General features: G+C 74.5%; 12 protein-coding genes and 1 pseudogene. 6 read left to right on the forward strand and 7 right to left on the reverse strand.

The window, feature by feature from the left end; all coding sequences use genetic code 11:
* Positions 1 to 28: 28 nt before the first annotated feature.
* Positions 29 to 1,537 carry a cryptochrome/photolyase family protein gene (locus ACZ5DC_RS20875; RefSeq protein WP_468654699.1) on the reverse strand — a complete coding sequence of 503 codons (1,509 nt, stop codon included), beginning with the start codon at positions 1,535 to 1,537 and terminating at the stop codon, positions 29 to 31.
* Between the two features lie 370 nt (positions 1,538 to 1,907).
* On the opposite strand from ACZ5DC_RS20875, the gene ACZ5DC_RS20880 reads away from it, so the two are divergent.
* The gene (locus ACZ5DC_RS20880) at positions 1,908 to 2,168 is read left to right on the forward strand and encodes a WhiB family transcriptional regulator (protein ID WP_468654701.1); all 261 of its coding nucleotides are present in this window, start codon (positions 1,908 to 1,910) and stop codon (positions 2,166 to 2,168) included.
* Positions 2,169 to 2,210: 42 nt separating this feature from the next.
* Here ACZ5DC_RS20880 and ACZ5DC_RS20885 read toward each other — a convergent pair whose 3' ends face one another.
* Genes ACZ5DC_RS20885 through ACZ5DC_RS20900 form a run of 4 tightly spaced genes read right to left on the reverse strand, consistent with a single transcriptional unit; the run spans position 2,211 to position 7,427 of the window.
* Positions 2,211 to 3,218 carry a DUF5914 domain-containing protein gene (locus tag ACZ5DC_RS20885; RefSeq protein ID WP_468654703.1) on the reverse strand — a complete coding sequence of 336 codons (1,008 nt, stop codon included), beginning with the start codon at positions 3,216 to 3,218 and terminating at the stop codon, positions 2,211 to 2,213.
* The gene (locus ACZ5DC_RS20890) at positions 3,215 to 4,246 is read right to left on the reverse strand and encodes a phytoene/squalene synthase family protein (RefSeq protein WP_468654705.1); all 1,032 of its coding nucleotides are present in this window, start codon (positions 4,244 to 4,246) and stop codon (positions 3,215 to 3,217) included. The genes ACZ5DC_RS20885 and ACZ5DC_RS20890 overlap by 4 nt, the downstream gene beginning before the upstream one ends.
* Complete coding sequence (locus ACZ5DC_RS20895) at positions 4,243 to 6,096, reverse strand: phytoene desaturase (protein WP_468654707.1); 1,854 nt, start codon at positions 6,094 to 6,096, stop codon at positions 4,243 to 4,245. Before ACZ5DC_RS20895 ends, ACZ5DC_RS20890 begins: the two co-directional genes overlap by 4 nt.
* A complete protein-coding gene (locus ACZ5DC_RS20900; protein ID WP_468654709.1) occupies positions 6,093 to 7,427 on the reverse strand; it encodes a polyprenyl synthetase family protein in 1,335 nt (444 codons plus the stop codon). The genes ACZ5DC_RS20895 and ACZ5DC_RS20900 overlap by 4 nt, the downstream gene beginning before the upstream one ends.
* Before the next feature lie 374 nt (positions 7,428 to 7,801).
* Here ACZ5DC_RS20900 and ACZ5DC_RS20905 point away from each other — a divergent pair, with 374 nt between their 5' ends.
* From ACZ5DC_RS20905 to ACZ5DC_RS20915, 3 genes are all read left to right on the forward strand, one after another.
* On the forward strand, positions 7,802 to 8,581 hold the full coding sequence (locus tag ACZ5DC_RS20905; protein ID WP_468654711.1) for an MEDS domain-containing protein: 780 nt from the start codon (positions 7,802 to 7,804) through the stop codon (positions 8,579 to 8,581).
* Positions 8,578 to 9,531 (forward strand): anti-sigma factor RsbA family regulatory protein, encoded by a 954-nt coding sequence (locus ACZ5DC_RS20910; RefSeq protein ID WP_468654713.1) that lies wholly within the window; start codon positions 8,578 to 8,580, stop codon positions 9,529 to 9,531. The genes ACZ5DC_RS20905 and ACZ5DC_RS20910 overlap by 4 nt, the downstream gene beginning before the upstream one ends.
* Positions 9,532 to 9,692: 161 nt before the next feature.
* On the forward strand, positions 9,693 to 10,064 hold the full coding sequence (locus ACZ5DC_RS20915; RefSeq protein ID WP_468654715.1) for an STAS domain-containing protein: 372 nt from the start codon (positions 9,693 to 9,695) through the stop codon (positions 10,062 to 10,064).
* Here the strand turns inward: ACZ5DC_RS20915 and ACZ5DC_RS20920 are convergent.
* Together ACZ5DC_RS20920 and ACZ5DC_RS20925 are read right to left on the reverse strand one after the other, a co-directional pair.
* Positions 10,027 to 10,319: pseudogene (locus ACZ5DC_RS20920) on the reverse strand (IMP dehydrogenase); the annotation flags it as partial. The gene ACZ5DC_RS20915 and the pseudogene ACZ5DC_RS20920 overlap by 38 nt on opposite strands.
* A 45-nt stretch (positions 10,320 to 10,364) precedes the next feature.
* Positions 10,365 to 11,060: a glycerophosphodiester phosphodiesterase gene (locus tag ACZ5DC_RS20925; protein WP_468654717.1), complete on the reverse strand. Its 696-nt coding sequence runs from the start codon at positions 11,058 to 11,060 to the stop codon at positions 10,365 to 10,367.
* A gap of 300 nt (positions 11,061 to 11,360) precedes the next feature.
* On the opposite strand from ACZ5DC_RS20925, the gene ACZ5DC_RS20930 reads away from it, so the two are divergent.
* Together ACZ5DC_RS20930 and ACZ5DC_RS20935 are read left to right on the forward strand one after the other, a co-directional pair.
* Complete coding sequence (locus tag ACZ5DC_RS20930) at positions 11,361 to 11,513, forward strand: hypothetical protein (RefSeq protein ID WP_468654719.1); 153 nt, start codon at positions 11,361 to 11,363, stop codon at positions 11,511 to 11,513.
* A gap of 3 nt (positions 11,514 to 11,516) precedes the next feature.
* A complete protein-coding gene (locus ACZ5DC_RS20935) occupies positions 11,517 to 13,289 on the forward strand; it encodes an MOSC domain-containing protein (protein WP_468654721.1) in 1,773 nt (590 codons plus the stop codon).
* Position 13,290: the final 1 nt, after the last annotated feature.

The raw sequence follows: 13,290 nt of genomic DNA on the forward strand, positions 1-13,290 counted from the left end.
CGGTCCGTCCGCGACGCCCCCGGCTCCTTCACGGCGTGCCCGCCGCGCGCCGCCGCTCCTGCCGCAGCACCTCTTCCAGGTCGCGGAGACGGTCCAGACCCTGTACCGCGCGTCGCACGCGGGCGTTGCCGGACAACAGCCGCCGGTGCCGGTGCAGGAAGGCCCAGTACCCGGCGGTGAAGGGGCACGCGCGCGGGCCGGTGCGCTCGGTGGGCCGGTAGGCGCAGCCGTCGCACAGGTCGCTCATGCGGTGGATGTAGGCGCCGCCCGACGTGTACGGCTTGGTGGTCATCCGGCCGCCATCCGCGTACTGGGACATGCCCACCACGTTCGGCACCATCACCCAGTCGTAGCCGTCGACGAAACAGCGGTGGAACCAGTCGGTCACCGCGGCCGGGTCCCAGCCCCGCTGCAGTGCGTGGCTGCCCAGCACCATCAGCCGTGGGATGTGGTGCGTCCACCCGCTGTCGCGCACCTGGGCCAGCACGGTGGCCAGGCAGCGCGCGGTGAGCGCGTCCGCGTCCAGCTCGGCGAAGTACTCGGGCAGTTCCGCGGTGTGCCCGAGCGCGTTGCCGTGCCGGTAGTCCTCGCCGAAGTGCCAGTACAGCTGCCACACGTACTCCCGCCAGCCCGCCACCTGCCGGACGAAGCCCTCCGCGCTGTTCACCGGGACCGCGCCCTCCCGCCACGCCCGCTCGGCCCGCTCCACGCACTCCGCCGGGTGCAGCAGTCCGAGGTTCAGCGAGGACGACAGCAGGCTGTGGCTCATCACCGGATCACCGGCGAGCATCGCGTCCTCGTACGGCCCGAAGGACGCCAGCCGGTGCGCCACGAAACGGCGCAGGGCCGACAGCGCCTCCCGCCGGGTGGCGGGGAAGCGGCGGGGCCCGTCCCGGCCGACGAACCGCACCCCGTCCTCGCGCTCCCACCGGTCGAGGTCGTCGCGCACCCCGGCGTCGATGTCGTCCTCCTTCGGCTCGAACGGGCCCGGCACGTCCAGTGCCCGGGTCCCGCTCGGCGGGGGCTCGCGGTTGGCGTGGTCGTGGTTGAACCGGCCGCCCGCCGGGTGACCGCCCTCCATCAGCAGGTCGTGCTGCCGGCGCACCCAGTGGTAGAAGTCCTCCTGGAGCAGCCGTCGCCCTCCGCGCCCCTCGGCCCAGGCGGCGAACTCCTCGCGGGACACCAGGAAGCCCCGGGCGGGCAGCACCCGCACCCGCGGCAGCGAGCGCACCAGCCGGAGCGCCGCGTAGGAGGTGGGGTGGCACACCGTGACCGGCCCGCCGCCGACCGCCCGGCGCAGGCCCTCGCGGTAGGTTTCGGCCCGCACGTACGTCACCCGCCCGCCCAGTTCCGCCGCGCGGTGCCGCATCGCGGAGAGCACCAGGTGCGCCTTGGCGCGGTGGAAGCGGCGCCGCCGGAAGACCGACCGGGCCTCGATCATCACCAGGGGCGCCCCGCGGTCGGGGCCGTCCTCACCGGCGGGCGTGAGGAAATGGGGACCGAGCTGGTCGCCGAAGATCCAGTGCGGGGTGGTCATCGCGGCGGAGCCTTCCGGGTCGTGGCTGGGTGCCTGCCGTGCGGTGCCTGCGCGGAGTTCCTGTGCCGGGCGCCGCGACCGGTGCCTGGCCGGGTCCGGCACCGGGCCTCGCGGTGCCTCACCGGCACCGGAACCCAGTGAGGCCACTCTCGGACGGTTCCGCCCGGTCGGCGGGCGCCGGACGCGGCGCGCCGCCGACGATCCTCCGTTCGGGCGTGGCTGTGGGCGCGGGCGACGGACCGGTATATCCCGAAAGTCGGGTATGGCCTTCCGTGGCCGAGTGCGATTAGCATGACGTCCACCTCTGCCGGGACCGCGGCTTTCCTGCCGCGTTGACACCGATGCCCTGATCGGCCCGTGGAGGCACGAGATGACCCCCTCACCCGTGTTCCGGACCCCCGAACCCGACTGGCGCGTCCGGGCGTTGTGCGTCGGCGAGGATCCCGAGCTGTTCTTCCCGCTGGTGGAGACGGACCTCGCGACGGCGCGTGCCCGCGCGGTGTGCCTGCGCTGCCCGGTGCTGCTGCCCTGCCGTGACTGGGCGGTCCGCCACGGCGAGACCGACGGCGTCTGGGGCGCCACCACCGCGAGCCAGCGCAGGGCGATCCGCCGTGCCGCCCTCGACCGGTGAGCGCGGGTACGAGGACGGCCGGGGAAGCCGCCCGCGCGCCCCTCAGCCCGGGAACCGGCCGGTGGACCGCAGCTGCCAGCGCCGCTCGGCATACGCCAGGTCGTCCCGCCACAACCGCCCCGCCGCCGCACGCACCAAGGGCCGCAGCAAGGGCGCGGCCCGGCGGACGGCGGCGAAACCCGGACGGTCCGAGGCGGCGACCACCGCCTCGATCACGGCGGTGCGGGGCCGCCCGGCCTCGTCCGCGCCCAGCGGCGTGGCATGGGTCTCCACGACGGAACCCGCGCCGTCGCCCTCGGTGATGTGCATGACGACCGTGCGCGGTTCGGGGGCGGTGAACACGGCGCGCACCGGCACGACCAGGCGGCCCGCCACCTTGAAGGACACGTCGACCGTCAGCGCGTCCGGCCCGTCGTCCGCCGCACCGGCCCGGTCTCCGGGCGCGTCGACCACCGTCAGGTCGACGAACGAGTACGGGTGGAACCAGCCTCCGTGCCACGGATCGAGCCGGTTGGCCACCACGTCCTCGGGCTCGCAGACACCCACGACGGTGCAGACGGTGTCCACAGCGCCCGGCAGCCCCGGCCGCCGCGGTACGACCGGCGCGTCCAGCGGCTCCTCACCGCCCATCTCGTCCAGGCGGGCCCACACCAGCACCCCGTCGTCGTGCACCGGCAGCGGCGCCCAGCCCGCGTACGGGCGGCCGTCCAGCGCCAGTCCGTGCCAGTGGCACACCAGGGTGCCGCAGCGCACCGGGCTGTCCCGCAACGGCGCCCCCAGGTGCGGGCAGACGCCCGGCCCGCCCACCAGGCGCCCGTCAGGCCCTCGCCACACCACGACCTCCTGCCCCGCCACGGTCCGCGCCAGCTTGCCGTCGCCGCGCAGGGCGCGGGAGGCGCCGAGCACGAACCAGTTCCCGGACGGACGGGCCTGCGCCCGCTTCAGCGCCCCGGCGATCACCCCGGGCCGCGCCTCGCGCCAGGTGGGCCGCTGCCGCTCCCACGGCACGGCACGGCGACGCAGCGACAGCAGCGGACGACGGCGGCTCACGCGACCTCCTCGGCGGGGCGGACGGCCGCCGTCGCCGGGAACACGGCCGCGGGCAGGTCGCGGGCGCGCTCGGGCGGCCGGTGTCCGCCGCCGGCCCGCATGCGCAGCCGGGCCGCCGCAACCCGGACCAGCCCGTCGGCGGCGACGACCGCCCTGCGCCGTCGCGGCACCACCGACCGCCGGTGCAGCACGGCCCAGCCGTCGCGCGCGACGGCGTCCAGGATGCCGCCGTACAGGACGGCCGCGGTGCGGATGCAGGGCCGGGACACCGGTTCGAGCAGTTCGACGCCCGGCATCGCCGCCCGGTACACCCCGCGGGTCAGCGCCTCGAACTCCCTGAGCGCGGCCGTGATCCGGCGGTCGGGGCGGCCCGACGCGCGGCTGCGGACCAGCAGCTCCCGGTCGACGCCGTGACCGGCGAGCAGGTCGGCGGGCACGTAGACGCGCCCGCGGTCCAGGTCCTCGCCGACGTCCCGCAGGAAGTTGCTCAACTGGAAGGCGACGCCGAGCGCCGCGGCGTACGGCTCGGCCTCCTCCCGCGGCACCACCGTGCCCAGCACCGGCAGCATCTGGAGCCCGATCACCGCGGCCGAGCCGTGCATGTACGCGCACAGGTCCGCGTAGGTGGGGTAGGCGGTCACGGTCAGGTCGGAGCGCATCGCGGTCATGAAGTCGCGGAAGTGGACGTGGTCGATGGCGTACCGGCGGGCGGTGTCGGCGAGGGCCCGCACCACGGGCTCCCCGCCGCCGCCCCGCCGCAGCCCCTCCTCCAGTTCCTCCTGGAGCCGGGTCAGCGCCGCCGCCCGCGCGTCGGCTCCGGCGCCGGTGCCGAGGGAGTCGACGATGTCGTCGGCCCAGCGGGCGAAGCCGTACAGGGCGTGCACGGCCGGCCGCCGCTCGACGGGCAGCAGCCGCGTGGCGAGGAAGTAGGTCCTGCCGTGCCGCGCGTTGAGGGCGCGGCAGTGCCGGTAGGCCGCGCGCAGCGCCGGATCGGTGATCCCCGCCGCGTCCAGCTCTCGATCGGTCATCGGGTCCCGCCTTCGGTCGTGGGGGCAGCAGGGGCGGCCGGGGGGCTCTGTGGTGTACCGGACTGTGCCGCGGCAGCAGGCGGACGCGGTGGGGACGACGGCGGTCCCTGCGTGCCGGCGGCCCGGCCGGGAGGTGTGTCGCACACGCGCGGTTCGGCCGCCGGTTCCGCTCCGCCGGACGGGGACGGGGACACCCTCGGGGAACCGGCGGGCGCCCGCGCGCCGGACCGGGACACGGACGGGCCGGGGGAGCCCGACGGGCCGGGGGAGCCGGCGGGGGCCCGGGCGCCCTGCCGGTCGGGGACGGCGGCGCTCGCGGCGGGGCGCGACGGGTGCGGACGGGTGTTGCCGCGGGTGTCGGCGCGCCCGGGCACCCCCGTGACGCGGGCCGCGGCCAGCTTCCCCGACAGCAGCACCGTGGGCACGCCGACGCCGGGTGTGGTGCCGCAGCCGGCGAGGACGGCGTTCTCCGTGCCGCGCACCAGGTTCCGCGGCCGGAACGGCCCGGTCTGCGCGAAGGTGTGCGCGGCCGAGAAGGGGGTTCCGGCGGCATGCCCCTGGGCCTGCCAGTCGGCCGGGGTGACCAGGCACTCCTCCTCGACGGCGTCCGCGACGCCCTCCAGGCCGCGCCGCCCGAGTTCCCGCAGCAGCGCGTCCCGGTAGCGCGGACCGAGGTCGGACCAGGCCGCCGCGTCCGGGCCGATGTCGGTGTTGGGGCAGGGGGCGAGGATGTAGTGCAGGTGGCGGCCCGGCGGCGCGAGACCCGGATCGGTGGCCGTGGGGCGGGTGACGAGCAGCGACGGGTCGCTCATCAGCCGTCCGGCGCGGGTGAGTTCGTCGAACGTGGTGTGCCACGCCGCGCCGAACATGATCGTGTGGTGGGCGAGGCGGGGCCAGGTGCGGTCCGTGCCGACGTGCAGCACGACCGCCGAGGGCGAGTGGCGCAGCCGCACCGGCCGGCGCGGCCGGCGCCCGAGCAGCCGGTAGGCGACGGGCAGGTCCGGGGTGAGGACGACCGCGTCGCACGGGATGCGGCCCGCGTCGGTGACGACGGCCGTGACGCGCTCGCCGGACCGCTCCAGGCGGGTCACCCGCTGCCCGTACCGCAGGTCGGCGCCCGCCGCCGCGGCCGCGTCCGCCATCGCCCGCGGCAGGGCGTGCATGCCGCCCCGGGGGAAGTACACGCCCGCGACGGTGTCCATGTAGGCGATGACCGCGTACGCGGCCAGCGCGCGGGCCGGGGGCACACCCGCGTACAGCGCCTGGAAGGAGAACACCCGGCGCAGCCGCTCGTCGCTCAGGAACCGGCCGATCCGTGCGTCCAGGCGACCGAAACCGCCGAGGGCGGCCAGCCGGGCGAGATCGGGGGTGAGCAGGCCGAGCGGGGAGTCGAAGTTGGCGTCGATGAACCGGCGCATCTGCGCCCGGTACAGCCGTTCGAGCCAGTCGCGCAGCCGCCGGTAGCCCGCCGCCTCACCGGGGCCGGCGAAGCGCTCCACCTCCGCCGCCATCGCCTCGGCGCCGGTGTGCACGTCCAGGCCGCTGCCGTCCGCGAAGCAGGCCCGGTACGCCGGGTGCAGGGGGACCAGCTCGACCCGCTCGTACAGACTGTCCCCGACGGCGGCGAACGCCTCGTCGGCGAGGTCGGGCATGGTCAGCACGGTGGGCCCGGTGTCGACCCGGTAGCCCCCGAGGTCGAGGCGTCCGGCCCGGCCGCCGGGCAGCCCCTCGCGCTCGACGACGGTGACCCGGCGTCCGGCGCCCAGCAGGTGCAACGCCGCCGACAGTCCGGCGAGTCCGGCGCCGACGACCACCACGTGGTCGGTGCGCCCGGGCAGGGTGCGGGTCATCGGCCGCTCCCCGCGCCGCGGGGATGGGGGGCGTACGGGCCCTGCCAGGACCGCGGCCGTACGGCGGCGTCCCCGCCCGGCCGTGCCCCGGCCGTGGCGAGCAGCAGCGCGCGCAACGGCGCCGCGCCCTCCGGATCGAGCAGGGCGCGGTCGAAGTGCCGCAGCCCCTGCGCGGCCAGCCGGTCGACCTTGGTCTCCACGGTGGCGCGCGCACCCGTCGCGACGAGCACCTCCCGCACCTCGTCCAGGCCGGCCCCGGTGAGGGCCGCGTCACCGAGCCGCCGGTCCAGTACGGCGAGGGCGGCGCCGTCACCGGCGGCCTCGGCCCGCGCGCGGGCGACCGCGACCAGATAGGTGGGCTTGCCCTCCCGGATGTCACCGCCGCACGCCTTGCCGGTCTCCAGCGGGTCGCCGAAGACGTCGTCCAGGTCGTCGCGCAGCTGGAACGCCATGCCGGCACAGCGCCCGGCGTCGCACAGCCGGCGCAGCGTCCCGTCGTCCGCGCCCGCCACGGCGGCTCCCAGGGCGAGGGGCCGCTCGACCGAGTACAAGGCGCTCTTCAGCAGGGCGGCGCGCAGCACGCGGGCCAGGGACCGTGACGCGGTGATCTGCCCGTGCAGGTCCAGGTACTGGCCGGCCACCATCTCCGTGCGCATGTCGCTCCACAGCCGCCGCACCACCACCCCCGTCCACGCCGCCAGCGGGATCTCCGCCACCAGGTCGTCGGCCCAGGCCAGCGCCAGGTCCCCGGCGAGAACCGCCGCCGACTGCCCGAACCGCCGGGCCCGCTCGGGCCCCACCCGGTCCTCGTGCCCGGCCGTGAGGTCCGTGTGCAGCGTGGGCCGGCCCCGTCGCAGCGCGGCCCGGTCCATCACGTCGTCGTGGACGAGCGCGCACGTCTGGAGCAGCTCCAGGGCGCCGCCGATCCGCAGGGCCCTGCCCGCCGTGGCGGCGTCCCGGCCGGCGCAGGCCCGCGCGGCCCACCACACCAGCTGAGCGCGTGTGCGTTTACCACCCTCCAGAGTGAAGCGCGTCACCCGTTCGGCCACGTCCTGCGCGAACAGCGGATCCGCCAGCCGTGCGCGGCGCAGGCGCTCCGCCAGTGCCTGGTCGAGCACCCGGTCGACGGCGCCGGGCACGTCGGCGTCGATCCGGCGCACCTCCTCGGGCCCGGCCGGAAGCGGTCCGGCCGCCGCCGGGCACGCCTCGGTCCCGTCCCGCCCCGCGCCGTCGCCGGCCACCGGCCCGTGGGCGGGCGCCGCCACGGCCGTCGTCGCGACCGGCCGCGGCGGTGAGGCCGCACGGTGGTCCTTCGCGTGGGTAGGACGCATCCCGGTTTCCTCCGTCGTGTCTGTGTCCGTCGTCTCCGTAGGGACTGCTTCCGCGTGGGCGGTGGGAACGGATGCGCGAACCCCCCAGTTGGTCGCGCGGCCGTCGGGTGCTCCGCCCACTCCACCGTGCTGTGTCCAGCGCTCGTCCGCTCGCCGCCGAAGGCGCCCCGCGTCCGCCCGGGTACACCGTCCGGAACACCGGACGGGGGCATCCCCGTCAGCCGGGCACCTCGCTCCCGGCGGTCCGTGACCGCCGCGGGACCCGCTGCCGCGAGGGACGTCCGGACGGATCGGAGCGGAAGCACACCGCACAGGGCAGGCGCCGTGCCGGAAGCGCAGTCAGTAGAGTGGTGGCAGCAAACGAGGGAGGGGTAGTGAGAGCGCCGCGCACTCTGACGACCCTGGACGAGGTCGACACGGGTGATCACGTCTGTCAGGTACTGGACCCCGCTGACGACGTCATCGACCGCAGCCGGGCCTTCGTCGCGGACGGAGAGCTGTACGGCGACAAGGTGGTGATCGTCGGTCCCATGCTCCAGGCCGACAGCGAGTTCGCGCGGCTCGTGCTCGATCCCGCCCGGCTGGGCGGTTCCCTCCTGGCCGCGGTCCGCCGCGAGGCGGCCACCGCCGACCGGCAGGGGTTCCGTTCGCTCCGGGTGCTGCGTCACGTCGCTCCCGGCAGCCGCGCGGCGCGGACCGACGAACTGCTGCGCAGCGAACTCGACCTGGAGGAGTTCGCCGCCGACACCGGAGCCCTGGTGGTCTGCGCCTACCACGCCGCCGACTGGGACCTTCCCGCTCTCCAGCGACTCGGGTGCGTGCATCCCCACCGGCTGGGCAGTCCGGTATCTCCCGCGTTCCGGGTGTTCCGGGCGAGGAAGGAAGGCTGGGCGGTGACCGGGATCGTCGACGGCGACGGCGCGGACGCCTTCCGTGCCGTCCTGTGCGCCCTCCTGGCCCAGACGGACACGGTGCGCCTGTTCTGCCACGCCCTGGAGTTCTTCGACGCGTCCGGGATGAGTGCCCTGGCCGACGCCGCGAGGCACCTTCCGGACCGCAAGATCGTCCTGGAAGGCGCCAACGACACCGTGCGGCTCGCCTGGGAGCTGTCCGGCTTCGCCTTCCCCGACGTTCCGGTGGTGATGGCGCCATGACGACCTTCTCCGCGCCCGCCCCCGCCGTGGCCGGTTCCGAATACCGGCACGAGCTGTACCCGTACTCCGGCAAGGACGAGTTCGTCGAGGGCACGGCACGTTTCATCCGGGACGCGCTCGACGGGGGCGAGGCCGTCGTCGTGGCCGTCCCGCAGGACAAGGCTTCCCTGCTGCGGGCCGAGATCGAGGACGACGCCGTGCGCTACGTCGACACCAGCCGGGTGGCGCACCATCCGGGCAGGCTGATCGCCGCCTGGCAGGAGTGGCTCCAGGAGCACGTCTCGGAAGGGCGGCCCGTCCGGGGGATCGGCGAATCGCCCTGGGACGCGGTCCGGGGCCAGGCCGAGGCCCAGGAACTGCGCTACCACGAGTGGCTTCTCAACAAGGCGTTCGCCCAGGGCCCGGCCTGGTGGCTGCTGTGTCCCTACGACGTCGCGCAGGACGACGGCGGGCTGGCGCAGATGGCCCGCTGCCATCCCGAGGTGCGCGAGAACGGCCGGACCATCCAGTCCGAGACGTACGACCCGCAGGCGCCGTACCGCTTCACCCCACTCACCGGCGCCTGTGATCCGTACGACGAGTTCTCCTACACCCAGGGCGAGCTGTCCTCCGTGCGCGAGAAGATCACCGCCTGCGCCGAAGAGCACGGCCTGACGGGCCGGCGCCTGCGCGAACTGCACCTCGCCGCCACGGAGGTCGCGACCAACAGCATCCGCCACGGCGGCGGACACGGCGTGCTGCGCACATGGAGCGAGGACCGTCGGCTCGTGTGCGAGTTCCGCGACGCCGGCTACATCGACGACCCCCTGGCCGGACGGAGGAGGCCGGACCCCCGGCAGGCGGGCGGACGCGGCCTGTGGCTGGTCCAGCAGCTCTGCGACCTCGTGGAGATCAGGTCCACACCGCACGAGGGCACCACGATACGTCTCCACACCGCGCTGCCCGAGTGATCCGGGTATCCCGCCCCGGCTTCCGAAGGCGTCCCTGTACTCTGCCCACGGACAGCCGAGTCGTCGCCAGCAGGCACGCCGGCCCGAACGACGGGTAGGCGTACGGCAGTGCCCACACAGGGCGGTACCAGGCGAATGGCCAAGTTGGGAGCACGTCACCCATGCTCACCGTGCGGATGCGGGGCGAGGACACGACAGTCGCACAATTGCCGGAGGAGATCGACTACGACACCGCCTCACTCATCGGTGCCCAGTGCGAGGACCTGATCCGGCAGGGCTGCACCACCCTGGTCCTGGACGGGTCCCGCGTCGAATACCTCGACTCGTCGGGCGTCAGCATGTTCCTGGCGCTGTGGCGCATGCTCGACGCCCGCACCGGCACCCTGCGCCTCGCGGCCTTCAACGCCCACCACCAGCAGGTGTGGAAGTTCCTCGGCCTGGACACGTTGCTCCCGCTCTTCCCCACCCCGGACGCCGCCCTCGCGGCCCCCGCCCGGCAGGACCAGATGGACCGGAGCCAGGACGCGGGCTGACGACGCCGGCGCCAGCCCCTTCAGGGGACTCGTGGTGGGGGCCGCCCAGGCGGCTGACGGTGCCGTCGTCCAGGACCGCGCCGAGCACGGTGTCGAGGGCCTGGCGGGTGCCCACGGCCTCGATACCGACCACCAGCACCGCATCGCCGCGGCCGACGCCGGCGGTGACGGCACGGTGGTCATCACATCAGACAGCGCCGACAGCGAAGGCAGCAGCGCGGAGCCGGCGGCCACCGGCAGCTTCACCAAGAAGCCCGGCGGCGTCGCCGACAGCCCGACGACCCGTTCCGGCCCGGAGGGTCAGGCCGTGGCCTCCACGAGCCGCTTCATGCCAGGCTGGTCGGTCACACAGCCCACCAGACCGAGCGCCCGGGCCAGCGCCAAGTCCCGCTCGTCGTTGACCGTCCAGGCCATCACGTCGATGCCGGCCGCACCGCACTTGTCCACGATGGCCTGGTTCAGCTGGCGCAGGTCCACGCTGACCAGACGGGAACCGACCTCCTGAGCGCGGCCGACGAAGGTGTCACGGTGCGCGCTGGCGCCCGCCACCAGCACGGTGCGGGCCCGCGGCAGCAGGTTGTGGATCTCGATCAGCGCGGCGTCGTGGAAGGACAGCACCGAGACACGGTCCAGCAGGTCACGGTCGGCGAGCACCTTGGCCAGCGACCGGGCAGCGGCCACGTCCTTGATCTCCGCCTGGATCGGCAGCGTCGGCCCGACGGCGTCCAGCACCTCCCCGAACGTGGGGATCCGCTCGCCGAGACCGGCATCGAGCTGCTTGAGCCCGCTCAGCTCCTGGTCGGCGATCCGACCCGAGCCGTCCGTCGTACGGTCCAGGGTTTCGTCGTGCATGACGACCAACTCGCCGTCCCTGCTCAGATGCAGGTCCAGTTCGATGCCGTCCAGTCCCTCGCGCTCGGCCCGCAGAAAGGAACGCAAGGTGTTCTCCGGCTCGGCGGCCATGACACCGCGGTGGCCGATGGTGAAGAAAGACACTCTGTTGCCGTCCTTCGATGGGGAGACCCGGGCAGCCGCGCGGGCGCCGTATCCGACTGCCCGCCAGCACGCCCAAGCCTAACGGCCCCCACCCGGCCGGACGTTCCCACCCACCCGGAAGCCGGTGTCTCCGGTGGTCTGCCGGAACGCCGCGAAGCAGAACGATCCTGGACGGGGCGGTCGAGAACGTCCGGCATGGGGTCCTGAGTGGCTGCTGCCGGACGCCGGGTCTAGCGTGGGCACCGTGCCGCAGGCTCCCTGCAGACCGTAGAAGCGGGTTCCCCGGGAAGGGAGGCCGGCATGCTCCCTCCGTACCGCCGGACCACGACGTTCGCCGGCCGACAGGTGCTCTCCGCAGGCCCGAGCCCGGTCTGCCCGGACACCCGGCCGCACGACCGGACCCTCCTGGAGCACTTCCGCACCGGCAAGCCGGACCCCGAACGAGGAGGGTGAGCGGTGGCGACCTTGGTCGCGGTCAACGTGGGGATGCCCGCGGACGTGCCCTGGCACGGCAGGACCGTGTACACCGGCGTGTACAAGCGGACCGTGTCCGGACCGCGGATGGCGCGGCGGCTGAACATCGACGGAGACGGCCAGGGCGACCTGGGTGGACACGGTGGGGAGATGCGGGCCGTGCTGGTCTACCAGCTCGAGTCCTACCGCTTCTGGTCGCGGGAACTCGGACGCGACGACCTGACGCCCGGAAGCTTCGGTGAGAACTTCACCGTGGACGGGCTGCCCGACAACGAGGTGTGCATCGGTGACCGGTACCGCATCGGCGGGGCCCTGTTCGAGGTCTCACAGCCCAGGGTGACGTGTTACCGGGTCGGCCTGCGCCTGGGAGAGCCGCAGATGGCGGCGCTGCTGGTGGCCCGTCACCGGCCCGGTTTCTACCTGCGGGTCATAGAGGAGGGGGAGGTGGAGGCCGGGCAGGAGATCGTCAGGGTCTCCACCGGCCCGGAAGCGATGACCGTCGAGGAGATCGACTCGGTCCTCTACCTCCCCGGACACACTCGCGAGCAGGTGGAGCGGGCCCTGCGGATCCCCGCCCTCAGCCCGGGCTGGCAGGGGTCGATGCGCACGCTCCTTGAGCAGGCGGAACGGGGGCCGGGCTCGACGTCGGGCAGCGCCGGCCTCACGGCGGCATCCAGCGCTCCGCCCCCTGCGTGGACCGGCTTCCGCCCCCTCACGATCACGGACGTCCGGCCCGAGAGCGAGAGCGTCATCAGCCTGGCCCTGGCGGCGGCCGAGGGCACCGCCCTGCCGGCCGCCCTGCCAGGACAGTTCCTGACCGTGCGGATACGGCCCGAGGAGGACGGGCCACCGCTGATTCGCAGCTACTCGCTGTCCGGCCGGCCCGGCACGGGCACGTACCGGATCAGCGTGAAGGCGGAACCACACGGCGTGGCGAGCAACTACCTGCGCGCACACGCCCGCGCTGGTGGCAGCCTGGACGTCGCCGCGCCCCGCGGCACGTTCTGCCTGGCCGACGGCGACCGTCCAGTGGTTCTCGTGTCCGCCGGGGTAGGGGTGACGCCCGTGCTGGCCATGCTGCACTCGCTGGTGAGCGCCCGCTCCCGGCGGCAGGTGTGGTGGCTGCACGGCGCCCGCAACGGCACGGAGCACCCCTTCGCCCAGGAGACCCGCGGCTTGCTGGAGAGCCTGGACCACGCGCGGTCGGTCGTCTACTACAGCAGGCCGAACGCCGAGGACCGGCAGGGCGAGGACTACGCGCAGGCGGGACGCCTGACCAGCGAGCGGATTCTCGGCCTCGGCCTGCCCACCGATGCCGACGCCTACATCTGCGGGCCGGTGACCTTCATGGACGAGGTCACCGCCGCCCTGGTCGAGGCCGGCCTGGAAGCGTCGCGCGTGCACACCGAGAACTTCGGCTCCGGGCCCTCGATCACTCCGGGCATCAAGGGCGCGCCGCCGGCCAGGGCGCCGCACCAGCCCGCGGGCCCGGCCGGCACCGGCCCCTCCGTCTCGTTCACACGCAGTGGGCTGACCGTTGCCTGGGACGACACCCGCGACTCCCTGCTCGAACTCGCCGAAGCCTGCGACGTCCCGGTCCAGTGGTCGTGCCGCACCGGTGTGTGCCACACATGCGAACTCGCCCTGATGTCGGGGAGCGTCGACTACTCACCCGATCCCGTCGAACCGCCGGGCGACGGGAACATCCTCATCTGCTGCTCCAAACCCGCTCAGGACGTCGTCCTGGACCTTTAGG

The sequence above is a fragment of the Streptomyces sp. NPDC031445 genome (assembly GCF_055581365.1).

Bases quoted from the DNA above. Each gene is read 5' to 3' on its own strand.
- ACZ5DC_RS20915 (WP_468654715.1), top strand. From the start codon at position 9,693: ATGCTCACCGTGCGGATGCGGGGCGAGGACACGACAGTCGCACAATTG.
- ACZ5DC_RS20890 (WP_468654705.1), bottom strand. From the start codon at position 4,246: ATGACCGATCGAGAGCTGGACGCGGCGGGGATCACCGATCCGGCGCTG.
- ACZ5DC_RS20875 (WP_468654699.1), bottom strand. From the start codon at position 1,537: ATGACCACCCCGCACTGGATCTTCGGCGACCAGCTCGGTCCCCATTTC.
- ACZ5DC_RS20880 (WP_468654701.1), top strand. From the start codon at position 1,908: ATGACCCCCTCACCCGTGTTCCGGACCCCCGAACCCGACTGGCGCGTC.
- ACZ5DC_RS20930 (WP_468654719.1), top strand. From the start codon at position 11,361: ATGCTCCCTCCGTACCGCCGGACCACGACGTTCGCCGGCCGACAGGTG.
- ACZ5DC_RS20910 (WP_468654713.1), top strand. From the start codon at position 8,578: ATGACGACCTTCTCCGCGCCCGCCCCCGCCGTGGCCGGTTCCGAATAC.
- ACZ5DC_RS20900 (WP_468654709.1), bottom strand. From the start codon at position 7,427: ATGCGTCCTACCCACGCGAAGGACCACCGTGCGGCCTCACCGCCGCGG.
- ACZ5DC_RS20895 (WP_468654707.1), bottom strand. From the start codon at position 6,096: ATGACCCGCACCCTGCCCGGGCGCACCGACCACGTGGTGGTCGTCGGC.